The sequence below is a fragment of the bacterium genome (assembly GCA_020440705.1).
Taxonomy (GTDB): domain Bacteria; phylum Krumholzibacteriota; class Krumholzibacteriia; order LZORAL124-64-63; family LZORAL124-64-63; genus JAGRNP01.
The window spans coordinates 1-26,629 of sequence record JAGRNP010000028.1 but is presented as its reverse complement, the minus strand read 5'-3'; the positions used below and the strand labels follow the sequence as shown (position 1 = coordinate 26,629).

Genomic DNA, 26,629 nt, shown 5'->3' with positions numbered 1-26,629 from the left:
GGCCCGGCGGACGACGTTATTGCGGGAAGACCCGGGCCGGGCAGCCATCCGCTGCGGCGCCGGCTCCGCCCGCGACCCGGGCCTCAACCGAGGATGCGCCGCCATGGATCTGGTCCTGCTCTCCCGCCTGCAGTTCGCCATCACGATCGGCTTCCACTACCTGTACCCGCCGCTGAGCATCGGGCTCGGCCTGGTCCTCGTGATCATGGAGGGTCTGGCCCTGCGCACCGGCCTGCCCGAGCACCGCCAGATGGTGCGCTTCTGGGTGCGCATCTTCGGCCTGATCTTCGCCTTCGGGGTGGGGACGGGCATCGTCATGGAATTCGAGTTCGGCACCAACTGGGCCCGCTACTCGCGCTTCGTGGGCGACATCTTCGGCGGTCCGCTCGCCGCCGAGGGCATCTTCGCCTTCTTCCTCGAGTCGGGCTTCCTCGCCATCCTCCTGTTCGGCTGGCGCCGGGTCGGCCCGCGCATGCACTTCCTGGCGACGATCATGGTCGCCCTCGGCGCCCACTTCAGCGCCATCTGGATCGTGGTGGCCAACAGCTGGATGCAGACACCGACGGCCTACCGCATCGTGACCACGCCCATGGGCCAGCGGGCCGAGATCACGAGCTTCTGGGGCGCGGTGATGAATCCCTCGACCGTGGACCGCCTCAGCCACACGATCATGGGCTGCTGGCAGGCGGGCGCCTTCTTCGTCGTTTCGGTGGCGGCGTTCTACCTGCTGCGGCGGCAGCACGAGGTCTTCGCCCGCACCTCGCTGAAGATCGGCCTGGGCGTGGCCATGGTCGCGTCGCTGGGCCAGTTGGCCACCGGACACGGCAGCGCCGTCACCGTGGCCGAGCACCAGCCGGCCAAGCTCGCCGCCTTCGAGGGCATCTACGAGACCGGTGCCGACGCCGAGCTCACCGTCGTCGGCTGGGTCGACGAGGAGACGCGGACCGTGCACGGCATCAAGATCCCGGGGCTGCTCAGCATCCTGGTCGGCGGCGACACCGGCACGGTGATCCGGGGCCTGGACGACTTCCCGGCCGACGAGCGGCCCCCGGTGCAGAGCACGTTCCAGTTCTACCACCTGATGGTCGCCATCGGGATGACGCTGATCGGGCTCAGCTGGGGAGGCGGGCTGCTGGCCTGGCGGGGCATCCTGTTCCGCTCGCGACTCCTGCTGTGGGTCATGGTCTGCAGCGTGCTGCTGCCGCAGCTGGCCAACCAGCTGGGCTGGGCCGCGGCGGAGGTGGGCCGCCAGCCCTGGATCGTGCACGGCCTGCTGAAGACGGCCGACGCCGTGAGCGACACCCTCGCACCGGGGCAGGTTCTGCTTTCGCTGATCCTGTTCACGGTGATCTACCTGGCGCTCTTCAGCGTCTTCCTGGTGCTGCTGGACCACAAGGTGCGCAAGGGACCGCTGGCGGCGGATCTCGCCGACGACGGGCAGGCGGCGTGATGGACGGCGGTTTCCTGAACGTGGCCTGGTATCTGCTCGTGGGGGCGCTGTTCGCGGGTTACGCCGTCCTCGACGGCTTCGACCTGGGGGTGGGCGCCCTGCACCTGCTGGCCCGCGAGGACCAAGATCGGCGCGTCTTCCTGAACGCCATCGGTCCGGTGTGGGACGGCAACCAGGTGTGGCTGGTCACCGGCGGCGGGGCGCTCTTCGCCGCATTTCCCGATGTCTACGCCACCGCCTTCAGCGGCTTCTACACGGCCTTCATCCTGCTGCTCTTCATGCTCATCTTCCGCGGCGTCTCGATCCACGTGCGCAGCCTGCGCGCGGCGCGGCGCTGGCGGGCGATCTGGGACGGGGCGTTCTGGTTCTCGAGCGTCTTCGCGGCCTTCCTCATCGGGGTGACCATGGGGAATATCGCCTGGGGCGTGCCCATCGATCCGGACTTCGGCTACCGCGGCAGCCTGGTGGCCCAGCTCCATCCCTACGCCCTGCTGACGGGCGTGACCGTGGTGGCGCTCTTCGCGATGCACGGGGCCATCTTCCTGGTGATGAAGACCGGCGGCGAACTGAACGCCCTCGTGCGTGGCTGGGTGCGCCCGACGATCATCTTCTTCGTCATCATGTACGGCCTGACCACGCTGGCGACCCTGCTCTACCTGCCCCGGCTGGCCGAGCCGTTCCGCGCCGCGCCGGTCCTCTTCGTCGTGCCGCTGCTGAGCGTCCTGGCCATCGCCAACATCCCCCGTGAAGTGCACCGCGGCCGCGAGTTCGGCGCCTTCCTCTCGTCGTCGTTGGCCACGGTCCTGCTGCTCACCCTGCTGGGCATCGGCATGTTCCCCGAGCTCATTCACGGCACCGCGGGCACCAGCCTCACGGCCTTCAATGCCGCCAGCAGTCCGCAGACCCTGAGAACCATGCTCATCCTCGCCGGCATCGGCATGCCCCTGGTCGTGGGCTACACCTTCCACGTCTATCGCGTCTTCCGCGGCAAGGTCGAACTGGACTCGATGTCGTACTGAGGGGCGCGAAGGGGTTCGTGGGAAAGACGGCTCCCGGGCGACTTGGGGACCTTGGACTTCCCGGTCGCCACAGTCGCAACGCCTTTCCCACGAACCCCTTCGCGCCCCTCGGCACGGCTATCAAGCCAGGTCGTACTTCTGCAGGCGGTAGACCAAGACGTGCCGCGGGATGTCCAGGAAGGCGGCGGCCTTGGAGCGGTTCCCGTCGCACATGGCCAGGGCGCGGCGGATGACCTCCTTCTCGATATCGACCAGCGAGATGCCGCCGGCGGGGAGGGGGCCGAGGGGCAGGCCCCCCGGAGCGGCGGGGGCGCCGGGGGTGGCCGCCGGGACGGCGCCGGCGGCGGGGGCGAGACGCTCGAAGTCGTCCCCGGTGATGTTGTCGCCGCGACGCATGAGAACGAGGCGCTGGTTGAGGTTCTTCAGTTCGCGCACGTTGCCCTTCCACGGACGCGCCGCCAGGGCGGCGAGCACGTCCGGGTCGGTGGCGACGGGTTCGCCGGCGTGCTGCCGGCTGAAGTGCTCCCACAGCAGGGGCACGTCGCCCGGGCGCTCGCGCAGGGGGGGCATCACCAGGTGCAGGACGTTGATGCGGTAGAGCAGGTCCTCCCGAAAGCGGCCCGCAGCCACCTCGGCGTCCAGATCGCGGTTGGTGGCGCAGACGAGGCGGAAGTCCACGGGCACCGGGACGTTCGCACCCACCGGATCGACCTGCCGGGATTCGAGCACGCGCAGCAGCTTGGGCTGCAGGGCGAGGGGAAGTTCGGCGATCTCGTCGAGAAAGAGCGTCCCGCCGTCGGCGGCGCGGATGCGGCCCGGCGCGGCCCGGTCGGCCCCGGTGAAGGCGCCGCGGGCGTGTCCGAAGAGCTCCGACTCCATGAGCGGCCCGGGAATGGCGCCGCAGTTCACCGCGACGAACGGGCGGTCCCAGCGCGGACTCAGGTCGTGGCAGGCCCGCGCCGCCAGCTCCTTGCCCGTGCCGCTTTCCCCGACCAGCAGCACGCTGGCGTCCGTCGGGGCGGCCTGCTGCAGGTCGGCGAGCAGCCTTTTCATGGGCGCCGATCGGAAGACCAGGCCGGACCGGTCGCGCTGCCGCTGCAGCAGGCCGCGCAGGCGGACGTTGTCGCGTTCGAGTTCGCGGGCGCGCAGGGCCTGCTCGGCGGTGAGCTTCAGTTCCTCCCGCGCGAAGGGCTTCAGCAGGTAGGTGAAGGCGCCCAGCTGCATGGCCGCGACGGCCTGTTCGACGGTCCCGTGGGCCGTGAGCATGATCACCGGCGGCGCCGTGTCGCCGAACCGGTCGCGGATCCGCCGCAGCACCTCCATCCCGTCGATGCCGGGCATGCGAATGTCCGAGATGACCAGGTCCGGATCCCCGTCGAGCAGCGCGAGACCCGCCTCGCCATCGGCGGCGGTGAGCACGTGGTGGCCGGCGTCGGCCAGGATGTAGCGCGCGACCTCCCGCAGATTCGTGTCGTCGTCGATGAGCAGGATGCGCGCCATGGCGTCCTCCGGTTCAGTGGTCCGCGCAGGGCAGGGTCAGGACGACGCATCCGCCGTGCGGGTGGGTGAGGTCCAGGCGCAGGCCGCCGCCGAGGTCCTCGGCGATGCGCAGGCTCGTGGCCAGGCCCAGCCCCGTGCCGCCGTCGCGGGTGGAGAAGAAGGGAGTGCCGAAATTGGCGACCGCCTCGGGGCTGAAGCCCGGGCCGTCGTCGGTCACGCGGCAGGTGGCCACGCCGGCGGTGCAGTCGAGGGCGAAGTGCACCGCGCCGTCGGGGCCGGCCGCGGCCGCCGCGTTCATGGCCAGGTTCAGCAGCACCTGCCGCACACGCTCGCGGTCGCCAAGGGCCGGCACCGGGCCGTCGCCGTGCACGCGCACGGGGGGCGTGCCGGGCTGGTGGGCGAGCAGCTGGCCGACCGCCGCGGCTTCTTCGGCGAGGTCGAAGGGGCGGCGCTCGCCGGGGGTGCTGCGCGCGAAGTCGAGGAAGCGGGTCAGGACCTCGTTGAGGCGGCCGGTCTCCTCGAGCAGGATGCGGAAGAGCCCGCCCTTGGGATGTTCGGCGGGGAAGTCGTCGCCGAGGACCTCGGCGGAGCCCCGGATGCTCGCCAGGGGATTGCGGATCTCGTGGGCCAGTCCGGCCGAAAGACGCCCGACTGCGGCCAGCCGTTCGGAGCGCACGAGTTCGGCCTCCATGGCCGTCTTCTCGTCCAGGGCGTTCTGCAGATCGGTGGCTGTCCGTTGCAGACGCGCGCGGGCCTGGTTGAGCCGGGCGACCAACGAGCCGGTCAGGGCGCCGACGCCCAGATAGAGCAGGATCTCGAGGGTCTTCTCGATGGCGGTGCCCGGGTCGTGGCCGATCAGGCCCATGGCGTGGGGCACGTAGAAGAAGATCACGAGCAGGCTGGCCCCGAGGCCGCCGCGCCGCCCGCCGCGGAAGGCGGCCCAGATGATGGGCAGGTAGTACAGACGGCGGTAGATGCCGTGCATGTTCACGTACCAGGGGTAGCTCGTGGTGTGGGTGCTGTGGTCGTGGACACCGCCGTGCGGAGTCAGGTAGTGCAGGCCCGAAATGACCAGGATGGCGGCGATGGCCAGGCCGTAGCGGCGCAGGAATCCCGCCTCGGCGGCGGTGGGTTCGGCTGGGGTCATCCGCATCTCCTTGGGGCAGGTTTGTCGAATATTCTACGAACTTCTAGAGAATATTCTCCATAATTTTCGACCGGTCGCGTCCTTGGCGCTAGTCAAGTTGTTGCCATAAAATCATATAAGATCACAAAGGACTTGGTTTGGAAATTGCAATCCCCGGGCCACGAACCGGTCCGTGGCCCGACGAAAGTGGCGACCATGATGCGAACGCGAGACCTCCGCTCCCTGTTCCCCCTGCTGATTCTGCTCACGTTGGGCGGGATGGGTCCGGCCGCGGCCCGGGACGCCGGGGACCTCCGGTTTCCGGAACGGCCCGCCCTTGCGGACTACCTGGCCTGGGCCGACGCCCACAGTCCCCGTCTCGCGGGGCAGGCGGCCCGGGCGGAGTCGATGCGGGCCCAGGCCGAACGGGCCGGGGCGCTGCCCGGCCTCAAACTGGCCTGGGGCGAGATGATCGTCCCGGTCGAGACCCGGGTCGGGCCCCAGCAGCGGGTCTTCAGTCTGAGTCAGAGCCTGCCGTGGTTCGGCACCCTCGGCGCCCGCCGCGCGAGCGTCGCCGCCGAGGCGGCCGCCGCCGATGAGAACGTCCGCGAGACGCGCTGGCAGGTGGCCCACGACATCCGTCGGGCCTGGTACGAACTGGCCTGGCTGGACGAGCAGGCGGCCATCGTCGCGCGCGACCTGGACCTGTCCCGCCAGACCGAAGTCGTCGCCCGCACCCGCTACGAGGCCGGCGAAGGCCCGTACGCCCAGGTGCTCGAGGCCCAGATGGAGATCGGGCGGCTCGAGGCGCGACTCGCCGGCCTGCGCGACCGGCGGACACCGGTCGGGGCCCGCCTGAACGCGGCCGCCGGGCTGGCCCCGGGCGCACCGGTTCCCGTGGCGGCCGACCTGCCGCGAGATCTGGCCACGGCGCCGTTGCCGGGACGGGCGGACCTGGATGAGGCCCTGCGTCTGGGCAATCCGACGCTCGCGTCGCTGCGGAATCTGCAGGAGAGCCGGCGGGCGGGCGTCGACGCGGCCGACAGGAAGGCCTGGCCCGAACTGACGGTGGGCGTGGACTACATCATGACCGGCGAGGCCGCCATGCCCGGCGTGGCCGACAGCGGCAAGGACCCGGTCATCGCCCGGCTGGGCGTGAACATCCCCCTGTGGGGGGGGCAGGCGGGCGCCGAGAAGAAGGCTTCGGCCGGTCAGCTGCGCGCCGTCAGCGCGGGCCTGAGCGACACCCGCCTCCGCCTCGCGGCCGATCTCGAGAACACCCTCTACGCCTGGCGCGAGGCCGGTCGCGACCTGGAACTCTACGGCACCACCCTGCTGCCGCGCAGCGCCCAGAACCTGGCCGTGACCGCGGCGGCGTACGAGTCCGGCCAGATCGGGTTCACCCGGCTCCTCGACGCGCGCCAGGCCCACCTCGGCCTGGAGCTCTCCCTGCTGCGGGCCCGCTATGACCGCGTGCTCGCCGTGAACGATCTGGGCGCCCTGCTGGGCGTCACCCCCGAAGATCTGGTCGCCGGGCGGCTGCCCGGAGCGGCCGTCCCCGCCGCGGAAAGAGAGGGATCATGAGCACCCGCCGGAACGCCCTTCCCGTCCGGAGCATCGCTGTTGTGGTCGCCGTCCTGGCGGCCTTCGGACTCGGCTTCGCCCTGCGGGGTGGTGGCGGGTCGGCCGCGCCGGCGGTGCCGGTCGGTGAAGCGGCCAGTCCGACCCGCTGGACCTGCTCGATGCACCCGCAGATCATCTTGCCGAGCAACGACCAGAAGTGCCCGATCTGCTTCATGGACCTGATCCCGCTGGAGGAGGGGGGCGACGGCGGCCTGGCGCCGGGCGAACTCGCGTTGAGCGAGAACGCCGCCGCCCTGGCCGACGTGGCCACCGACGTCGTCGCGCGGCGCTTCGTCACGCGCGACATCCGGCTCGTGGGCAAGGTCACGGCCGACGAGACGCGCACCCGCACGATCACGGCCCGGGTCGGCGGCCGCCTGGACGACCTCTACGTCGACGCCACCGGCCAGGTGGTCAGCCGTGGCATGAAGCTGGCGGAGATCTACAGCCCCGAACTGTACACGGCGCAGGCCGAACTGCAGGCCGCGGCCCGGGCGGCGGCCGCGGGCGACGAGGACGGGTCTCTCGCGGGGAGCGCGGCGGCCACCCTGGCCGCGGCCAGGGAACGTCTGCGGCTGTGGGGCATGGGCGAGGAACAGATCGCGGCGATCGCGTCCGGACAGGGCATCAGCGATCACCTCACGGTGACCGCGCCGGTGGGCGGCGTCGTCGTCATGCGCATGGCCACCCGGGGCGACTACGTCAAGACCGGCTCGGTGCTCTACGAGATCGCCGACCTGTCGGCCGTGTGGATCACGCTGCAGGCCTTCGAGACCGACGTGCCCTGGCTGCGCGACGGCCAGGCCGTCGGCTTCACGACCCGGGCCTTCCCGGGACGCGAGTTCGCCGGCGAGATCCAGTTCATCGATCCGGTGCTCGACGAGCGGACGCGCACCGTCGAGGTGCGGGTCGCGGTCGCCAATGCCGACAACCTGCTCAAGCCCGGCATGCTCGCCGTGGGCCACGTGCAGGCCGCGCTCGATGCGGACGGCCTGCCGGTGACCGATGAGACGGCGGCCACGCCGCCGCTGGTGATCCCGGCCTCGGCGCCGCTGCTGACGGGTGAGCGCGCCGTGGTCTACGTCCGTCGCGACGGACCGGACGGTCCGGTCTTCGCCGGGCGCCAGGTGGTGCTCGGCCCGCGGGCCGGCGACCACTACCTCGTCGTCGCGGGCCTCGACGAGGGTGAGGAGGTCGTCACGCGCGGCAGCTTCAAGATCGACAGCGCCCTGCAGATCCTGGCCCAGCCGAGCATGATGAATCCCCTCGCCGGCGAATCCGCTCCGGACCACGACCACGCGGGCATGGACATGGCGCCGGCCGCGGTCCCGGGCGACCGGGTGCGGGTCGATCCGTTCGACGCGCCGGCCTGTTTCGGCGCCGGACTCGGTGCCGTGGTCGATGCCTACTATCCGCTGCAGGAGGCCCTGGCCGGTGACGACGACACCGCGGCGCGGGCGGCGGCCGCGGCGGTCGCGACGGCGCTGCCGCAGCTCGAGTGCGACACGGCGGGCCTCGCCGCGGCGGCCGTCGAACTGTGGGGATCCCTGCGCCGGGACCTGCGTCGGGCCGCGGACGCGACGGCCGCCGCGGGCGACATCGCCGATCGGCGCGTGGCCTTCGAGTCCCTCTCCGACGCCCTGTGGCAGGCCGTGGCGACCTACCGCGGCGGCGACCTGACCGTGCGCCGCTTCCACTGCCCCATGGCCATGGACGGTCGCGGCGCCTACTGGCTGCAGAAGGGGACCACGACCGCGAACCCGTACTACGGCGACGCCATGCTGCGCTGCGGCTCGCAGGTGGAGATCGCCGGGGCGTCATCGGCCGCAGGTGGGGACGCGCGATGAACGACCTGCGCCCCGACGCGCCCGTCACCGCCACGAACGGACCGATCGGCCGCCTGATCGGCTTCTGCCTCGACAACAAGCTGATCGTCTTCCTGCTGGTCGTGCTGGCCGTCGGCTGGGGCCTGTCGGTGTCGCCGTTCGCCTGGAACCTGGGCCCGTTGCCCCGCGACCCGGTGCCGGTGGACGCCATCCCGGATCTGGGCGAGAACCAGCAGATCGTCTTCACCGAATGGCCGGGCCGCAGCCCCCAGGACGTCGAGGACCAGATCACCTACCCGCTGACGGTGTCGCTGCTGGGCCTGCCCCAGGTGCGGACCGTGCGCAGCTACAGCTTCTTCGGGTTCTCGACGATCTACGTCATCTTCAACGAGGACGCCGACTTCTACGACTCGCGGTCCCGCATCCTGGAGAAGCTCGGCAGCCTGCCCGTCGGCACCCTGCCCGACGAGGTGCGCCCGGCGCTGGGGCCCGATGCGACGGCGCTGGGCCAGGTCTACTGGTACACCCTCGAGGGGCGCGACGAGGCCGGCCGGCCCACCGGCGGCTGGGATCCGGCCGAACTGCGCACCGTCCAGGACTTCCATGTGCGCGACGCCCTGCTCGCCGCCGGCGGCGTCGCCGAGGTGGCCTCGGTGGGCGGCTTCCAGGCCGAGTACCAGGTCGACGTCGATCCGGACGCCCTGCGCCTGTACGGGCTCTCGCTGGAGAAGGTCGTCGCGGCCGTGAGGGGCTCGAACCGCGACGTCGGCGCGCGCAGCCTGGAGATCAACCGCGTGGAGTACGTGGTGCGCGGCGTGGGGACGATCGCCGGCGTGGCCGACCTCGAGCGCAGCGTCGTGACGGTGCAGGACAACGTGCCGGTGCTGCTCGGCGACATCGCGACGGTGGGCGTCGGGCCGGCCCTGCGTCGGGGCGCCCTGGACAAGGAGGGCGCCGAGGCCGTGGGCGGGGTCGTGGTCGTGCGCTCGGGGGAGAACCCCCTCGCGGTCATCACCCGGGTGAAGGCGAAGATCGCCGAGATCGCGCCGTCGTTGCCGGTCCGCACCCTGCCGGACGGACGCACGAGCCGGGTCACGGTGGTGCCCTTCTACGACCGCACCGGCCTGATCCACGAGACCCTCGGCACGCTGAACGAGGCGCTGCGGCTCGAGATCCTGATCACCATCATCGTGGTGATCGTCATGGTGCGGAACCTGCGCGGCGGCCTGGTCGTGGCGGGGCTGTTGCCGCTGGCGGTGCTGATGGTCTTCATCGCCATGAAGCTGATGAAGGTCGACGCGAACATCGTGGCGCTCTCGGGCATCGCCATCGCCATCGGCACGATGGTCGACATGGGCGTGATCCTGGTGGAGAACATCCTGTCGCGGCGCGCACGCGAGGACGGCGACCGCCCGCTGCGCGACCTGGTGCACGAAGCCAGCACCGAGGTGGGCAGCGCGGTGCTGACGGCCGTGGCCACGACGATCATCGGCTTCCTGCCGGTGTTCACCCTGGTCGCGGCCGAGGGGAAACTGTTCCGGCCGCTGGCCTTCACCAAGACCTTCGCCCTGTTCGCGTCGGTGCTCATCGCCATCGTGGTGATCCCGCCGGTGGTGCACCTGCTGCTGGGCCTGGGGCGCGGGCGCTTCGGACGCCGCCGCGTCGCCGCGACGGTCCCGACGTCGGCGCCCTGGTGGCGGGAGCGGGGACTGCTCAACTACGTCCTGGCGATCGTCGCCGCCGTCTTCCTGGCCGACAGCTGGCTGCCCCTGGGACCGGAGCGCAGCCTGCTGCTGAACATCCTCTTCGTGCTGGTGGTGGTCGGCGGGGTGCTCGGCCTGTTCGGCGGGTTCGGCCGCGTGTACCCGCGTCTGCTGGGGTGGTGTCTCGACCACAAGGCCCTTTTCCTGGCCCTGCCCCTGCTGCTGGTGGCCTGGGGGGCCATGGCGTGGCTCGGATTCGACCGCGTCTTCGCCTTCCTGCCGGGGGCGGGGGCCGGGGGCGCCGACGGTTCGACGTGGTCGCGCGTCTGGTCCGGCCCGCGCCACGCCTTCCCGGGACTCGGCAAGGAATTCATGCCGCCCCTGGACGAAGGTTCGTTCCTCTACATGCCGACGACCATGCCCCACGCCTCCATCGGCGAGGCCAACGACGTCCTGGCCAAGCTGGACATGGCCATCGCCTCGATTCCCGAGGTGGAGCAGGTCGTGGGCAAGCTGGGGCGGGCGCAGACGGCGCTGGACCCGGCACCCATCTCCATGATCGAGACCGTGATCAACTACAAGGCGGAGTTCCGCCTCAACGACCGGGGCGAGCGCCAGCGGTACCGGTTCCGGGACGGGGAGTTCGTGCGCGACGAGCACGGCGAGCTGATTCCCGACGGCCGGGGACGCTTCTTCCGGCAGTGGCGCGACGGGATCACGTCCGAGGACGACATCTGGCAGGAGATCGTGCGGGTGGCGAAGATCCCCGGCACGACCTCGGCGCCCAGGCTGCAGCCCATCTCGACGCGGCTGGTCATGCTGCAGAGCGGCATGCGCGCGCCCATGGGCGTCAAGGTGCGCGGGCCCAGCCTCGAGGCCATCGAGACGGCGGCCCTCGAGCTCGAGAAGCACCTCAAGGAGGTGCCGGGAGTGAACGCGGCCACGGTCATCGCCGATCGGGTCGTGGGCAAGCCCTACCTCGAACTGCACGTGCTGCGCGACGAGATCGCGCGCCACGGCCTGACCGTCGACCGCGTGCAGCAGGTCGTCCAGGCCGCCGTGGGCGGCGTCAAGGCGACGACCAGCGTCGAGGGGCGCGAGCGCTTCCCGGTGCTCGTGCGCTACCAGCGCGAGCGGCGGGACGACCTCGACGAGATCAGGGGCATCCTGGTGACCGGCGCCGACGGCGTGCAGGTGCCGCTGGGAAGCCTGGTGGACATCCGCTACGTGCGCGGCCCCATGACCATCAAGAGCGAAGACACCTTCCTGGTGGGCTACGTGATCTTCGACAAGGACGCCGCCGAGGCCGAGGTCGACGTCGTCGAGCGCGCGGCGGCCCACCTGCGCGACCTGCGCGCGGCGGGCACGCTCGCCCTGCCGACCGGCGTGAGCTACGTCTTCGCCGGCAGTTTTGAGAACCAGGTGCGCTCGGAGCGCACGCTGTCGGTCGTGCTGCCGGTGGCCCTGCTGCTGATCTTCCTCGTGCTGTACCTGCAGTTCCGCTCGGTGCTGACGACGACCATGGTCTTCGCGGGCGTGTTCGTGGCCTGGGCCGGCGGCTTCGTCATGGTATGGCTCTACGGCCAGCACTGGTTCCTGGACCTGCACCTGTTCGGCGTCGACCTGCGCGATCTCTTCGCGATCCATCCGATCAACCTGAGCGTGGCGATCTGGGTGGGCTTCCTGGCGCTCTTCGGCATCGCCACCGACGACGGCGTGCTCATGGCCACGTACCTGGACATCAGCTTCCGCGAACGCCGCCCGGACGACCGCCGCGGCGTGCGGCGGGCCACGGTGGCGGCGGCCGAACGGCGCGTGCGGCCGGCCCTGATGACCAGCGCCACGACGATCCTGGCCCTGCTGCCGGTGCTGACGCTCACCGGCCGCGGGTCGGACATCATGATCCCCATGGCGATTCCCTCGTTCGGGGGCATGGTCGTCGCCCTGATCACGCTGTTCACGGTGCCGACCCTGTACTGCCTGCGCGAGGAGCGGAGGTTGGCCCGCACCGGGATGTGATGTACCTTACGGGGCGTCGTGCTTTCCCCGTCGTGCGAGGTGACTTCATGCTCCGGGCGCCGTTCCGCCTGTTCCTCATCGTGGCCTGTTTCGGGGTCGCCGCGTTCCTCGCCGGTGGTTGCGGCGAGCCCGCGCCCCGACCGAACATCGTGCTCGTCGTGCTCGACACGGTGCGCGAAGATGTCGCGGCCCGCGATCCGGCCGCCCGTCCGGTCCTGGCGGCCCTGGCGGCCGAGAGCACGGTCTTCACCAACGCCTGGGCCACCGCGCCCTGGACGGTCCCGTCCCACGCGTCCATGTTCACCGGCCTGCTGGCGGCGGGGCACCACTGCACCCACCAGAATCCCCGCCTCGACGCCGACAAGACGACCCTCGCCGAACTGCTCGGCCAGGCGGGCTACGCCACGGCCGCGTTCTACTCCAATCCCTGGCTGAGCGACCGCACCACCGGCCTGCTGCGCGGCTTCGCCACCGTGCAGGAGGCGCCCGTGCAGGGCGGCGTCGCCGGCGACGCGGGCACCTGGCGGGGCGACCAGGGCGGCCGCGCCTCGGTGGGCTGGTTCCGCCGCTGGCTGCGGAGCCGCGGTCCGGAACAGCCGTTCTTCGCCTTCGTCAACCTGCTCGAGGCCCATCTGCCCTACGACCCGCCGGCCGACGTGCGGCGCCACCTGTTGCCGCAGCGCGACCCGGACGACCTGGTGACGGGCGAATGGGGCATGGAGTACCAGGCCGGTCTGCACGCCTTCGGCGAGGTGGACTGGGCCCGCCACCGCGATCTCTACTGGGGCGACGTGGCCACGGTCGACGGCCTGCTCGGCGGCATCGTCGCGGCGCTGACCGAGGCCGGTCACGTCGAGGACACCGTGCTGATCGTCTGCTCGGATCACGGGGAGAATCTGGGCGACCACGGTCTGGTCGACCACCAGTTCAGCCTGCACGAGTCGCTGCTGGCGGTGCCGCTGATCGTGCGCGCGCCGGGGCTGCTGGCCGCGGGCGAACGCACGGAGCCGGTGCTGCTGAGCGACATCTTCGCCACGGTCGGCGACCTGGCCGGCTTCACCGCGCCCGTGCCCACGCCCCACAGCCGTTCGCTGCTGGGCGGGCCGGCGCCGGCGGGGCGGGCCCTCGTGGCCGAATACGCCCGCCCCCAGGGGCATCTGGTCGGCTCGCTGGCCCGGCTGAACCCCGACCTCGACCGGGGCGCCATCGACCGTGCCCTGCGCTCGATCCGGGTGGGCGACGTGCGCCTGACCCTGGCCGACGACGGCGAGGTGCAGCTGCACGACCTGGCGGCCGATCCGGGGCAGGAGCACAACGTCTTCGCCGAACGACCGGGCGACGTGAAGGCGCTGCGGGCGCTGCTCGAACAGGAGCTCGCGGCCTACCGCCCCGGCGGGCGCAGCGAAGTCGAACTGGACGAGGCCACCCGCGAGAAGCTGCGGTCGCTGGGCTACGTCCGCTGATCCGGAACCGCAACCCGACCAAACCACCCGCGAACGGGAGCTCGCATGCGATTGATTTCCTGGAACGTGAACGGCCTGCGGGCCTGCCTCGACAAGGGGTTCGAGGACTTCGTGCGGCGCGACGGCGCCGATGTGATCTGCCTGCAGGAGGTGCGCGCGCTGCCCGAGCAGGTGACGCTCGACCTGCCGGACTACGGCATGTTCTGGAATCCGGCCCTCAAGCGGGGCTATTCCGGCACGGCCATTCTCAGCCGCACGCGGCCGCGGGCCGTGTTCCCGGGCCTCGGCATCGCCGACCACGACACCGAGGGGCGCGTGCTCACCGCCGAGTACGACGACTTCTTCGTCGTCACCGTGTACACGCCCAACGCCCAGCGCGAGCTGACGCGCCTGGACTACCGCCAGAACCAGTGGGACCGGGACTTCCTGAAGTTCGTGCGCCGGCTGGAGAAGACCAAGCCGGTGGTCTTCTGCGGCGACCTGAACGTCTCGCACCGGGAGATCGACCTGGCCAATCCGGGGCCCAATCGTGGCAACGCCGGCTTCACCGACGAGGAGCGGGCGGGTTTCGACAACATCCTCGCGGCGGGCTTCGTCGACACGTTCCGGGAGTTCGAGCCGGGGGGGGGACACTACACCTGGTGGAGCAACCGCAAGGGCGTGCGCGAACGGAACATCGGCTGGCGTCTGGACTACTTCCTGATCTCAGGGAGCCTGCGGCCCCGGCTCGTCGGGGCCGGCATCCTCGCCGACGTCCTCGGGTCGGACCACTGCCCCGTCAGTCTCGAACTCGCCTGAGCCGGCCGCGCCGGGCGCCGCCGTGGGCGTCGGCGGGGGCGGGCTGCCGTCCGGTCCGGGAGCCGGGTCGGGCGCGAAGGGGGCGAGGCAGCGGAAGTCGTCGCCGAACTGGCCCAGGAACTCGAGATTCATGTAGCGGATCACGACCGGCAGGGGCAGGGTCACCACCGAGCCGAGGTAGGGCAGCATCATCAGCAGCAGGCCCAGACAGCAGGTCAGGATCCCGGCCAGGGCCAGGACCATGCTGCCGACCAGCGTGAGGCCGAAGGAGAACAGGCCCATCACCACGAAGGGCCAGGGTCGCGCGCGGAACTGCGGCAGGAAGAGTGACCAGGCCGCGCCCGTGGACAGCCGGTGGCGGTGCATCAGCGGCGCCACGAACTGGTTCAGGAAGTAGTCGACGTAGCCCGCGACCACCGCCGTCACGAAGAGCAGGATCCCCAGCCCGATCGCCAGGGGCAGGCCCACCGCCGTCGGCACCTCCAGGACGGAGGCCGGCACCAGCACGACGAAGAACCCGCCGATCAGCGCCCCGATGACGATCAGCACGAGCACGGCGTAGACCAGCCGCCACAGGAAGAGGGAGTCGGCCTCGCGGGCGAATTCGCTCCAGGGATAGGCCACCTCGGTGCGCCCGTGCACCAGGTTGTCCAGGAACATGAAGCGTCCGCGGCTGCTCAGCCAGAGGAAGAGCACCCCCAGCACGATCCCCAGCACGACCAGGAAGACGATCACGCCCAGGGCCAGGCCGTTGCCGATGAAATCGGCGACCTCGTCCCGCAGGCCCCCGAACCCGTGCTGGAAGTCGCTGCGGTCCATGTCCAGGACGAACTGGATCCCGTCGCTGCCGCCGCCGTCGCCGTCGGCGAGGCTGGCCAGCCAGGCCCCGAACCCGAGCACCATCCAGCGGCCGAGGTTGAAGGGCTGCAGCAGCAGGCGCCGCATGCGCTGCCAACCGAGGTCGAGGGAGCGGGAATAGGAGACGGGCTGGAGCATGGAGCGGACTCTCGCGGGATCGGGTTCCGGGACGCACGCTGACCGTACCCTAGCGCGGGCCGTCCGATTTGACAACGGGAGAACAGGAACGGCGGCGACCGCGGCGCCGGCCGTCGGCTCAGCGCAGGCCGAGGGCGCAACCGGTCCAGGTGCGTCCGTCGAAGGCGAGGCTCGCCGCGGCCGCGTAGGGCTCGCCGGACATGGCGTCCAGGCACGCGCCGGGCGTGATCGTCAGCACCGCGGCTCCGTCGCCGCGGCCGAAGACGTAGCGGCCCGCCGGCGCCAGGCCGGGTGGCCAGTCGTGCTCCGCGGCGGGGAGTTCGTGCCGTTCGGCGTAGCCGCCGAGGATGAACTCCGCGCCGTCGGGCCGCACCGCCAGGAACCAGTCCGGCTCGGTGCCGGAGGCGAGCAGCGTGACGCCTCCCCGCCAGTGGCGCTCGAGCAGGGCCTGGCGTCCGCTCACCGTCAGCCCCGCGACCGGGGTGCCGTCGATCTCCAGGATCGCCTCCCCGCCCTTCGTCCACAGCATGCGGCCGTCGCCCTCGTAGCGGGCACCGGAAGCCGTGCGCACCGGCGCGAGCGCATGGGTCCCCACCGCATCGAGCAGGGTCGCCGTGTGGTTCTCGCGGTCGTAGACGGCGAGGTAGTGCTGGCCGGTCGCCGAGACGAAGGCCTGCATGGGCAGGGGGCCGGGGTCGGGGCGCGGGGCGCCCTGGGCGGGGGCCGTCGGCAGCTGGGGCACCCGGGCGGCGCGGTAGGCGGCCCGCACGCCGACCAGGGCGACGGCGACCAGGGCGATGACGAGCAGCACACGTTTCATGACGGCCTCCGGGACGGGGATCGCACGGGCGGCGCCATCGTCGCACGGGCGCGGGCGCGTGTCCACCCGTCCCGGTTTCCGGCCCGTCCGGATTCGGCTCGGGAATTGCACGAACCTCCCACGAGGGTCCGAAAGGCCTGCAGGATTTCGAGTTGCAACGAAACAGGTGACGGCAGCCATGCATTCTGCACGATCGACAGCCAGGACGATGCGCCACGGAGCCCTCGGGCTCGGCGTGCTGCTGCTGCTGAGCGGGATCGCACCGGTGGCCGGTTTCGCCGGGTCGGCCCGCCCCGACACCCTGGTGCACACGGTGCGCAGCGGCGACACCCTGATCGAGATCTGCGGGACCTACCGCGACCGCACGAACCACTACTCCCTGGACGACCTGCTCAAGGACATCCGGCGGGCGAACGGCCTGACCTCGAACTTCCTGCGCATCGGCCAGGAGCTGAAGGTGCCGGTGCTGCCGGACGAGCCGGTCGCGCAGGTGCGGCGCCGCGTCCGGGACGGCGAAGAGCTGAGGGGCATGTACCTGACCGGCCCGGCCTGCGGCGTCTCGTCGGTGCTCGGCCGGGTCGACGCCTTCGTCGCGGCCGGCGGCAACGCCGTCGTCTTCGACGCCAAGGACATCGACGGCGGCGTCTCGTTCCACAGCCGGCATCCGCTGGCGTCGTGGGGCAAGGGGCGTTCGGCGCCGGTGATCTCGTCCCTCGACGACATGATGGCGCGTTTCGACCGCCGGGGGTTGTACACGGTGGCCCGACTCGCCCTGTTCCTCGACGGGGAACTGGGCCACCGCCGGCCGGATCTGGCCCTCCAGGATTCGACCGGCAACCCCTGGGGCGAGCGGGGCTGCGTGTGGATGGATCCGGCGCAGCCGGAGGTGCGGGAGTACAACCTGGCCCTGGCTGCGGAACTGGCCCGGGCGGGCGTCGACGAGATCCAGTTCGACTACGTGCGCTTCCCGACCAACGGCTGGCGGGGCGACTGGGTGGGCGATCTCGAGCATACGGCCCTGCGCCGGCGCGCCGTGATCAGCGACTTCCTGGCCGTGGCCCGGGACACCCTGGCGGCCTACGGCGTGAAGGTGAGCGCCGACCTCTACGGCATCATGGCCTGGGGCCGCATGGAGGACCTGGCCCTCACCGGCCAGCACGTGCCGACCATCGCGGGCCTCGTGGACGTGATCTGCCCCATGATCTACCCGTCCCACTTCGGCCCGGGTTTCGAGGGGCGCAAGCGGCCGGGCGACGACCCCGACTACTTCATCGGCGAGGGCACGCGGCGCTTCGTGGCGCAGGTGGCGGGCCAGGCCGAGATCCGGCCCTGGCTGCAGGCCTTCCCCTACCGGGTGACGAAGTACGACGGCGCCTACATCGCCACCCAGGTGGGGGCGGCGCGGGACGCCGGGGGGCGCGGCTGGTGTCTGTGGAATCCGGCCTGCCGCTACGGCGAGGCCCTCGACGTGCTGCCCGCCCTGAGCGGGGCCGTTCCCGGAGCGCTCACCCTCGCGGAGCCGGACGCGCCCGCGGCCGGGATGCGTCGGGCCCCGGCGCGCGGACTGGTGCAGCCGGTGCTGCCGCAGGGCGCCACCGCGGCGAGCCTGGCGCCGGTCCAGGGCGCCGGTATCCAGTAGGACGGACGCCACGCCGGGCGGACCCCGACCCCCGTTCCCCTCTTCGCGCAGAATCCCGTGGCATCCGGTCGGCCCGCCGTATAGATTCGGTGGCACAAGTGCGGACACTCTCCCCAGTTCCCTTGTCGCCGGAGGCCTGCCGATGTCCGACAAACCCGTCCTGAGCACCATCGCGCGCACGATCAGCGCGTCCGCGACGCTGCAGCTGAATGCGGCGGCGGCCCGCATGCGCACCGAGGGTGAGCCCGTCATCCACCTCGGGGGCGGCGAACCCAAGAGCGTGGCGCCCCGCGAGGCCCTCGACGCCGGCATCGCCATGCTGGAAACGGGAGAGGTGCGCTACACGCCGGCTTCGGGCACGCCCGAACTCAAGGACGCCATCGTCGCCTACACCGAACGGTTCAACGGGCGGCGCGTCGATCGTTCCCAGGTCATGGTGTCGGCGGGGGCGAAGCAGGCCATCATGATCGCCCTGATGGCGCTGGTCGATCGGGGTGACGAGGTCGTCTTCCCGGTGCCCTACTGGGTGAGCTATCCCGAGATGACCCGGATCGCCGGGGGCGTGCCGGTGCCCGTCGCCTGCGCGCCCGGCACGCTGCAGCCGAGCCTCGCGGCCATGGACGCGGCCCTCGGGCCCCGCGCCAGGGTGCTGCTGCTGAACAGCCCGAGCAACCCGTCGGGGCACATCCTCGACCGCGAGTTCCTCACCGCCGTGATCGCCATGTGCCAGGACCGCGGCGTGACCGTGCTGCTCGACGACATCTACCATCGGCTCGTCTTCGACGGGGCCGAGGTGCCGCACGGCTTCGAGTGCACCGACCGCGACCTGGAGGACGCGGGCCTGGTGGTGCTGAACGGCGTTTCGAAGCAGTACGCCATGACCGGCTTCCGCATCGGCTGGGCGGTGGGCCCGGCCGCGCTGATCAAGGCCATGTCGAACATCCAGTCCCACCTGTCGGGCAATCCCTGCACCGTGTCGCAGGCGGCGTCGGTGGCGGCCATCCTCGGCGACCAGGCCTCGGTCGAGTCGCTGCGCGTCGAGCTGCAGGAACGGCGCGACGAGACCATGGCGCTGCTGGCGGCCATTCCCGGCGTGCGGCCGCTCAGGCCCGCCGGCACCTTCTACTGCTTCGTCGATTTCAGCGCCATCGATCCCGACTCGACCGCCCTGTCGCGGCGCCTGCTCGACCAGGTGCGCGTGGTGACGGTGCCGGGCGTGGAGTTCGGCCTCGACGGCCACCTGCGCCTGAGCTACTGCGGGGCCATGGCCGACGTGCGCGAAGGCATCCGGCGCATCGCCTGGCTGCTCGATCCGCAGGCGGGCGCCGAACTGGCGGTGGGGGACCGGGTCTTCACCAGGTGACGACCGCCGGGAGCGGCCGGGGCGTCCGGACGCCGGAACCCGATGTATCGCCGGGCCCGGCGCCAGCCGCGCCGGGCGGCTAGTTCAGCCCGTGGCGGACGATCTCGCCCTCGACCGAGTAGATGGTGTCCTCGGCGATGTTGGTGGCGTGGTCGGCCACCCGCTCGATGGCCTTCGCCGCCATGAGCCACGAGACCAGCGACGCCTCCTTGCCGTCGCACTGGGACAGCTTGGCCTTCACCTCGCCGGAGAAGCTCAGGTACAGGGCGTCGACCTCGTCGTCGAGCTCGAGCACCGCGCGGGCCGCGTCGGCGTTCATCTCCATCAGGGCCTCGAGGGCCGAACGCAGCATGGCCCGGGCCTTCTCGCCCAGTTCGAGGATGCGGTGACCGAGGTCCTCGGGCATGGTCGCGCCGGCACGCAGCGCGCTGACGCTGGCGATGTTCACGGCCAGGTCGCCGATGCGCTCGAGGTCGTTGTTCATCTTGAGGACGACGACGAGGAAGCGCAGGTCGGTGGCCACGGGCTGGTGCAGGGCCAGGATCTTCAGGCACTCCTCCTCGACCTCCACCTCGATGTGGTCGATCTCCCGGTCCTCTTCGACGACGCGGGCGGCGAGGTCCTGGTCGGCGCTGTGCACGGCGCGCAGGGCGTTCTTGAAATTCTCCTCGACCAGGGCGCTCAGGTGGAAGATGCGGCGCTTGAGTCGGTCGAGTTCCTTCTGCAGATGGATTTCCACGGCTATTCCTCCCGCGGCAGGATGATGGTGAACGTGCTGCCGACGCCGACCTGGCTCTCGACCGCGACGCGGCCCTTGTGGGCCTGGGCGATGTGCTTGACGATGGCCAGACCGAGCCCGGTGCCGCCCATGCGGCGACTGCGGGCCTTGTCCACACGATAGAACCGTTCGAACAGTCGCGGCAGGTGCTCGGCGGCGATGCCCGGACCGCAGTCCCGCACCGAGATCATGACCTCGTGCTCGGTGGCGCCGCAGGTGACGTGCACCGTCGCCGTCTCGGGGCTGTACTTCAGGGCGTTGCCGAGCAGGTTCCCGATGGCCTGCTCGAGCAGGGGGGCGTTGACGGGCGCCCGCGGCGCCCCCTCGCAGGCGAGGGTGATGCGGGCCGCCTGCTCGGGCCGCAGGTTGTTCAGGTCGCGCACGACCCGTTCGAGCACCGCGTTCAACGGCAGGGGATGCGTCTCGATGCCCCCGCTGTCGGTGTCCTTCTCCAGGCGCGACAGGGCCAGCAGGTCGGTGATGATCGCATCGAGCCGGTCGGCCTGGTTGTTGATGATGCGCAGGAACCGCTCCAGTTCGCCGGGATCGGACGGCGGATCCTCGATGATCGTCTCGACGAAGCCCTTGATGGAGGTGATGGGCGTCTTGAGCTCGTGGGAGACGTTGGCCACGAAGTCGCGCCGCATGGTCTCCAGGCGCCGCAACCGGGTCACGTCGTTCATGACGAGCAGGGCGCCGATGGGGGCGTCGTCCTGGCCGATGAGGGCCGTCGCGTGCACCTGCACCCACAGGTCGCTGGTGCCGTTGAGCATGATGTCCCGCTCGAGGGGCGACTGGCCGGCCAGGACGTCCTGGACCAGCCGGGTCAGGCCGGTGTTGCGGCCGATCTCCTGGATGCTGCGGTACTGGGCCCGCGCCGGGTCCTGCCCGAGCAGGCGGCCGCCGGCGTTGTTCAGGCCGATGACGTTCTCGTCGGTATCGACGGCGAGCACGCCTTCGACCATGGACGACAGCACGGCGTCGCTCTCGTTGCGCTGCTTGACGATGGTGGCGAAGCGCTCGGCGAGCTGGCCGGCCATGCGGTTCATGGCCTCGGCCACGGCGGCGATCTCGGCCGTCTCGTCGGCCGTGAGGCGCCCTTCGAGGCGGCCGTCGGCGAAGGCCTCGGCGCCGTTCTGCAACTGGTTCAGGCCGCGGCTCAGCTTGCGGGCCAGGAGGAAGCTCGTCAGGGCGGCCAGACAGGTCAGGATGAGCCCGGTCAGGGCGATCTTGCGGTAGACGTCGGTCATGAGCCCGTCGAGGGACTCGAGGGACAGCGAGGCCCGCACCACGTAGCGCGGCAGGGATGCGGGGATGCCCACGGCGACGTACATCCGCTGGTGGCCGAGGGTGGCGCTGTAGCGGGTGCTGCGGCCGAAGCCGGATGCCAGGGCCGCGACCACCTCGGGGCGGTCGGCGTGGTTGTCCATGAGGTCGGGATCCTCGTCCGAATCGGCCACGACCCGACCGTCGGCGAGGATGATGGTCAGGCGCTTGCCGCTCTTGGCGGCGAAGTCGGCGCAGAGGGCGCGCACCCCCTCGTCGTCGCCGCGTTCGAGGGGCAGGCGCAGCGGGCCGGAGGTGACGCGCGCGATCTCCTCGAGTTCGGCCGCGGTCTGGCGCAGGAAGAAGCCCCGGATGGCGCGACCCGAAAAGCCGGTGACCAGGGCGAGGGTCGTGATCAGGACCACGACGATGGGGGGGAAGAAGGTCCAGAGGAGGCTGCCGCGCCCGACCATGAGCCTATTCGCCCATCTTGTAGCCGACCCCGCGAACGGTGCAGACCAGATCGCCCGCCGCGCCGAGCTTGCGGCGCAGGGCGGCGACCTGCACGTCGACCGAGCGGCCGGTGACGGGGTAGTCGTCCCCGTGGACGGCCTTGACGATCTGGCTGCGGGTGAAGACCCAGCCGGGCCGCGAGGCGAGGAAGTTGAGGATGCGGAATTCGGTGCGGGTCAGGCCGACCGGTTCGCCGTCGACCGCGACCTCGAAGCGCCCGGGATGGATCCGCAGCGGGCCCCGCTCGAACGGGGCGTCCTCGGCGCGCCGTTCGGAGGCGCCCCGGCGCAGCACGGCCTTGACCCGGGCCAGCAGCACCTTGGGCCGGAAGGGCTTGGTGACGTAGTCGTCGGCGCCGGCGTCGAAGCCCGCCACGATGTCCTCCTCCTCGCCCTTGGCGGTGAGCATGATGACGGGAATCGTGGCCGTGACCGGATCGGCCTTCAGGCGCCGGCAGACGTCCATGCCGCTCAGGCCGGGCAACATGAGGTCGAGCAGCACGAGGTCCGGCTTGGCGTCGCGGGTCTCGTTCAGGCCGTCTTCGCCGGTGCCCACGCTGAACGGGATGTAGCCCGCCCGCTGCAGGTTGTACTCCAGCAGTTCGGCGATGTCGTCCTCGTCCTCGACGATGAGTATGCTCTCTCCAGACATTTCGACCTGCCTTGGACCGTCATGAATACCCCGGGTTGGCGGTGGAACGGTCGGTCGGTCCCGTGTTTTTGGCAAGTTAGGATATTGTAAACGGAACCGGCCGCTTTGGGCAGCAAAACATGGGTTTCTTCGCGATTTACAGAATTTTTACATGGGCTTTTCACGACCCTAACATCGCGCATCTACCGTACCGCCGAGTTGCGGGACGCCGCGTCGTTCCGCCCAGAAGGCATTCCGTGTTTCGCGAAAGGACGTTTCCCATGATCCGCACCCTGACGTTCCGCAGTGGCCTGGTCGCGGTCGCGGCCGTGCTGCTGCTGGCGAACGCCGCCCTGGCCGGCGTCGCCGTCGATCCCGCCCTGAAGGCCTACAAGGCCGGCAGCGAGGTTTCGGGCAGCATCAAGAGCATCGGCTCCGACACGATGAACAACATGATGGCCCTGTGGTCCGAAGGCTTCCGTGGCTTCCACCCCGCGGTGAAGGTCGAAGTCGAGGGCAAGGGCAGCTCCACCGCTCCGCCGGCCCTGATCGCCGGGACCAGCACCTTCGGCCCCATGAGCCGGGCCATGAAGAGCAAGGAGATCGACGCGTTCGAGAAGCAGTTCGGCTACAAGCCGGTGCAGCTGCGCACGAGCATCGACATGCTCGCGGTCTATGTCCACAAGGACAACCCGATCAAGGGTCTGACCCTGCAGCAGGTCGACGCCATCTTCAGCAAGACCCGCAAGGGCGGCTACGGCAAGGACATCGTGACCTGGGGCGACCTGGGCCTGACCGGCGAGTGGGCCGACAAGCCCATCAGCCTCTACGGCCGCAACAGCGCCTCGGGCACCTACGGCTACTTCAAGGACCACGCGCTGTTCAAGGGCGACTACAAGGACTCCGTCAAGGAGCAGCCCGGCAGCTCGTCCGTGGTCCAGGGCGTGGCCAGCGACAAGTACGGCATCGGCTACTCGGGCATCGGCTACAAGACGAGCGACGTCCAGGCCGTGGCCCTGAGCGCCGAGACCGGCAGCAACCCGACTTTCATGGACGCGGTGGCCGACAACGCCTACAGTGGCGACTATCCGCTGGCCCGTTTCCTGTACCTGTCGGTGAACTACAAGCCCGGGACCGACCTGGACCCGCTGCGCGCCGAGTTCATCCGCTACGTGTTCAGCAAGAACGGCCAGGAGGACGTCGTGAAGGACGGCTACCTGCCCGTGCCGCAGAGCGTGTGCAAGGAAGAGCTGGCCGCCGTCGGGATCACCCACTAGTCCGGCCCGGATGCCGGTGACCAGGGACGCATGAGCACTCAGACGACCAGGAACGGCCAGGGGAGCATCACCGGCCGTCGCTACAGCCGCAAGCCGCGTCGGGCCGTCCTCTTCCGGGACGCCCTGGCGCGGCGGCTGATCACCCTCAGCGGGATCGGCAGCATCGTGGCGGTGTCCATGGTGGGGCTCTTCCTGGTCTGGGTCGTCCTGCCGCTCCTGATGCCGGCGCAGATCGCCGAGGACCGCCCGCTGCCGACCGACGTCGGCGCGGGCGGTTCCGCTTTCGTGGCCGGGGCCGTCGACGGCTACGGCAACATGTCCTGGGGCATGACGCCGCAGGGCGAGATCATCGTGCGGAACCTCGCCGACGGGGCGGTCCTCGACCGCATCGCGGTGGGGGACTCGCTGCGGCCCACGGCCTGGTCCTTCGGAGTCGGGACCGGGCAGGCCGCCTTCGGCTTCGGCGACGGCACCGTCCGCACCGCCGAACTCGTCTGGCACACCACCTTCCACGCCGATGAGGAGGTGCCCGACCGCTACACCGACATGATCGTCGGTGAGGCCCGGGCCTGGGACAACGGCGTCGTCGTGCGGACGCCCGAAGGGCAGCTGCGGCACCAGGTCCTCGAGTTGACGACCTCCGAGCCGATCCCGGTCGGCGCGGCGCCGGTCCGGCTGGTCGACCTGGCGAAGGGCGCCGGCGGGCTCTTCGTGGCGGCGCTCGACGCGGAGCACGTGCTCCACCACCGCAAGCTCACCATGCGCAAGAACATGCTCACCGGGAAGGTGCGCGTCACGGCCAGCGGGGGAGAGCTGGACCTGGCGCCGATCCTCGGCCCGGCGGCGGGTTCGGCGACCGCCCTCAAGCTGGACGACACGGGGAACCTGGCCCTGCTGCTGGAGACGGACGGCACGGTCCTGAAGCTGGTTCGCGACGGCGACGAGTTCGTCGACGCCGGCCGGCAGGACCTCGTGGCCGACCCGACGGCGACCCTGACCGCGGCCGCCTTCCTGAACGGGCGGATCTCGCTCGTGGTCGGCGACAGCGGCGGCGACCTGACGGTGTGGTTCCCGCTGCGCGACAAGGTCGGCGGGGTCGACCTCGTCGCGGCCCACCGGCTCGAGGGCGGGTCGGCGGCCGTGACCGCCCTGGGTGCGAGCGAGCGCTCCCGGATGCTGGCCGCCGGCTACGGCGACGGCACGGTGCGGCTGTTCAACGTCACCAACCAGCGGAAGCTGGGCGAGGGGCGCATGGACGGCGGCACGATCACGCGGGTGGCCATCGCCCCGCGGGAGGACCAGCTCCTGGTCACGGGGCAAGGGGGAGAGGCCCTGTGGCGTGTCGATGCGGAGTACGGCGAGGTCAGTCCGGCCACGTTCTTCGCGCCGATCTGGTACGAGGGGTATCCGGCGCCCGCCTACGTCTGGCAGTCGTCGGCCGGCTCGGACAGCTTCGAGCCCAAGCTGTCGCTGGTGCCGCTCATCTTCGGCACCCTGAAGGCCACGTTCTACTCGCTGCTGTTCGGCCTGCCGCTGGCCTTCCTCGCCGCGATCTTCACCAGCGAGTTCCTCGACAAGGGCACCCGGGCCCGCGTCAAGCCGGTCATCGAGATCATGGCCAGCCTGCCGAGCGTCGTGCTCGGCTTCCTGGCGGCGCTCGTGGTGGCCCCCTGGGTCGAGGACGTGGTGGTCGAGGTGCTGACGGTGCTCATGCTGGCCCCGCTCGGCATCCTCGTGGGGGCGCACCTCTGGCAGCTGCTGCCCCGCAATGTGGCCGCCCGCTGGGAGAACTGGCGCCCGGCGGCCGTCTTCGTCTCGCTGGCCATCGGGGCCCTCGTGGCCTGGCGGCTGGCGCCGCTGGTGGAGGGCCTGCTCTTCGCCGGCGATTTCAAGGCCTGGCTCGACGGCCGCGTGGGCAGCGGCCTGGGCGGCTGGTTCGTGCTGCTCATCGTGCCCATGGGAACCCTGGCCTGGTTCCTGAACATGCGCTATGGCGACGGGGTCATCCGCAACCTGAAGCGGGGTACGCCGCCCCTGACGGTGGCCCTCTACGATCTGGCCCGCTTCGCCGTGGTGGCGGCCCTGACCGTGTCCGCGACGGTCTTCGTGGGCTGGCTGCTGACCTCGTCGGGCTGGGATCCGCGCGGCTCGGTCTTCGACACCTACGTGCAGCGCAACGCCCTGGTCGTGGGCATCGCCATGGGTTTCGCCGTGATCCCCCTGATCTACACCATCAGCGAGGACGCGCTGGTCTCGGTGCCCGACCATCTGCGCGCGGCCAGCCTCGGCGCCGGCGCCACGCCCTGGCAGACGGCGGTGCGCGTGGTGATTCCGCCGGCCATGAGCGGCCTCTTCTCGGCGGCCATGATCGGGCTCGGCCGGGCCGTGGGCGAGACGATGATCGTGCTGATGGCGGCCGGCAACACGCCCATCATGGAGTGGAACATCTTCAACGGCTTCCGCACCCTGTCGGCGAACCTCGCCGTGGAGCTGCCCGAGGCCGTGCAGAACAGCACCCACTACCGCACCCTGTTCCTGGCGGCCCTGACGCTCTTCGTCATGACCTTCATCCTGAACACGGTGGCCGAGGCCGTGCGGCTGCATTTCCGCGGAAAGACGAGTCGCCTGTGAGCACCGAAGCGACGACCCGCAAGAAGAGGCCCCAGCGCCGGCACTCGGCGGCGGCGGCCTCCATGCTGGCCCGGGGCGAACCCCTGGTCTGGCTCAGCGGCGGCGGCCTGGTCATCGGCCTCCTGATGGTCGTGTCGCTGGTCGTGTTCGTGTTCTACCAGGGCTTCATCACGTTCTGGCCGTCGCAGG

Annotated in this window: 19 protein-coding genes; 12 read left to right on the top strand and 7 right to left on the bottom strand. The window is 70.8% G+C overall.

The genetic code is table 11. The features are described from left to right. Positions 1-103 precede the first annotated feature (103 nt). Together KDM41_06530 and cydB are read left to right on the top strand one after the other, a co-directional pair. Positions 104-1,450, top strand: coding sequence for a cytochrome ubiquinol oxidase subunit I (locus KDM41_06530; protein ID MCB1183070.1), 1,347 nt, complete (start codon positions 104-106; stop codon positions 1,448-1,450). Continuing rightward, complete coding sequence (gene cydB, locus KDM41_06525) at positions 1,450-2,469, top strand: cytochrome d ubiquinol oxidase subunit II (GenBank protein MCB1183069.1); 1,020 nt, start codon at positions 1,450-1,452, stop codon at positions 2,467-2,469. Before KDM41_06530 ends, cydB begins: the two co-directional genes overlap by 1 nt. A gap of 120 nt (positions 2,470-2,589) precedes the next feature. Here cydB and KDM41_06520 read toward each other — a convergent pair whose 3' ends face one another. Together KDM41_06520 and KDM41_06515 are read right to left on the bottom strand one after the other, a co-directional pair. Then, positions 2,590-3,969, bottom strand: a complete 1,380-nt coding sequence (locus KDM41_06520) for a sigma-54-dependent Fis family transcriptional regulator (protein MCB1183068.1) — start codon at positions 3,967-3,969, stop codon at positions 2,590-2,592. 13 nt (positions 3,970-3,982) lie between these two features. Further along, on the bottom strand, positions 3,983-5,116 hold the full coding sequence (locus KDM41_06515; GenBank protein MCB1183067.1) for a sensor histidine kinase: 1,134 nt from the start codon (positions 5,114-5,116) through the stop codon (positions 3,983-3,985). Positions 5,117-5,311: 195 nt separating this feature from the next. On the opposite strand from KDM41_06515, the gene KDM41_06510 reads away from it, so the two are divergent. The 5 genes from KDM41_06510 to xth are packed head-to-tail and all read left to right on the top strand — an operon-like array spanning position 5,312 to position 14,527. Continuing rightward, entirely contained in the window at positions 5,312-6,679 is a 1,368-nt protein-coding gene (locus KDM41_06510) for a TolC family protein (GenBank protein MCB1183066.1), read from the top strand. Beyond that, positions 6,676-8,565: an efflux RND transporter periplasmic adaptor subunit gene (locus KDM41_06505; protein MCB1183065.1), complete on the top strand. Its 1,890-nt coding sequence runs from the start codon at positions 6,676-6,678 to the stop codon at positions 8,563-8,565. Before KDM41_06510 ends, KDM41_06505 begins: the two co-directional genes overlap by 4 nt. Then, positions 8,562-12,266, top strand: coding sequence for an efflux RND transporter permease subunit (locus KDM41_06500; GenBank protein MCB1183064.1), 3,705 nt, complete (start codon positions 8,562-8,564; stop codon positions 12,264-12,266). The genes KDM41_06505 and KDM41_06500 overlap by 4 nt, the downstream gene beginning before the upstream one ends. Positions 12,267-12,313: 47 nt before the next feature. Further along, on the top strand, positions 12,314-13,729 hold the full coding sequence (locus KDM41_06495; GenBank protein ID MCB1183063.1) for a sulfatase: 1,416 nt from the start codon (positions 12,314-12,316) through the stop codon (positions 13,727-13,729). Positions 13,730-13,774: 45 nt separating this feature from the next. Next, entirely contained in the window at positions 13,775-14,527 is a 753-nt protein-coding gene (xth, locus tag KDM41_06490; protein MCB1183062.1) for an exodeoxyribonuclease III, read from the top strand. Here the strand turns inward: xth and KDM41_06485 are convergent. After that, entirely contained in the window at positions 14,435-15,523 is a 1,089-nt protein-coding gene (locus KDM41_06485; protein MCB1183061.1) for a hypothetical protein, read from the bottom strand. The genes xth and KDM41_06485 overlap by 93 nt on opposite strands. A 118-nt stretch (positions 15,524-15,641) precedes the next feature. Beyond that, on the bottom strand, positions 15,642-16,343 hold the full coding sequence (locus KDM41_06480) for an MliC family protein (protein ID MCB1183060.1): 702 nt from the start codon (positions 16,341-16,343) through the stop codon (positions 15,642-15,644). A gap of 208 nt (positions 16,344-16,551) precedes the next feature. Here KDM41_06480 and KDM41_06475 point away from each other — a divergent pair, with 208 nt between their 5' ends. Both KDM41_06475 and KDM41_06470 read left to right on the top strand, forming a co-directional pair. Then, positions 16,552-17,982 (top strand): LysM peptidoglycan-binding domain-containing protein, encoded by a 1,431-nt coding sequence (locus KDM41_06475; protein ID MCB1183059.1) that lies wholly within the window; start codon positions 16,552-16,554, stop codon positions 17,980-17,982. A 142-nt stretch (positions 17,983-18,124) separates the two neighbouring features. After that, entirely contained in the window at positions 18,125-19,345 is a 1,221-nt protein-coding gene (locus KDM41_06470; GenBank protein ID MCB1183058.1) for a pyridoxal phosphate-dependent aminotransferase, read from the top strand. Between the two features lie 79 nt (positions 19,346-19,424). Here the strand turns inward: KDM41_06470 and phoU are convergent, their stop codons facing one another. The 3 genes from phoU to KDM41_06455 are packed head-to-tail and all read right to left on the bottom strand — an operon-like array spanning position 19,425 to position 22,553. Beyond that, positions 19,425-20,084, bottom strand: a complete 660-nt coding sequence (phoU, locus tag KDM41_06465; GenBank protein ID MCB1183057.1) for a phosphate signaling complex protein PhoU — start codon at positions 20,082-20,084, stop codon at positions 19,425-19,427. A gap of 2 nt (positions 20,085-20,086) precedes the next feature. Further along, positions 20,087-21,862, bottom strand: a complete 1,776-nt coding sequence (locus KDM41_06460) for a HAMP domain-containing protein (protein ID MCB1183056.1) — start codon at positions 21,860-21,862, stop codon at positions 20,087-20,089. A 4-nt stretch (positions 21,863-21,866) separates the two neighbouring features. Further along, complete coding sequence (locus tag KDM41_06455; protein ID MCB1183055.1) at positions 21,867-22,553, bottom strand: response regulator transcription factor; 687 nt, start codon at positions 22,551-22,553, stop codon at positions 21,867-21,869. 260 nt (positions 22,554-22,813) lie between these two features. On the opposite strand from KDM41_06455, the gene KDM41_06450 reads away from it, so the two are divergent. From KDM41_06450 to KDM41_06440, 3 genes are all read left to right on the top strand, one after another. Further along, the gene (locus KDM41_06450; protein MCB1183054.1) at positions 22,814-23,809 is read left to right on the top strand and encodes a phosphate ABC transporter substrate-binding protein; all 996 of its coding nucleotides are present in this window, start codon (positions 22,814-22,816) and stop codon (positions 23,807-23,809) included. A 30-nt stretch (positions 23,810-23,839) separates the two neighbouring features. Next, positions 23,840-26,440, top strand: coding sequence for an ABC transporter permease subunit (locus KDM41_06445; protein MCB1183053.1), 2,601 nt, complete (start codon positions 23,840-23,842; stop codon positions 26,438-26,440). Further along, positions 26,437-26,629: hypothetical protein (locus KDM41_06440; GenBank protein MCB1183052.1), on the top strand; the 193-nt coding region annotated here is incomplete at its 3' end. The genes KDM41_06445 and KDM41_06440, both read left to right, overlap by 4 nt.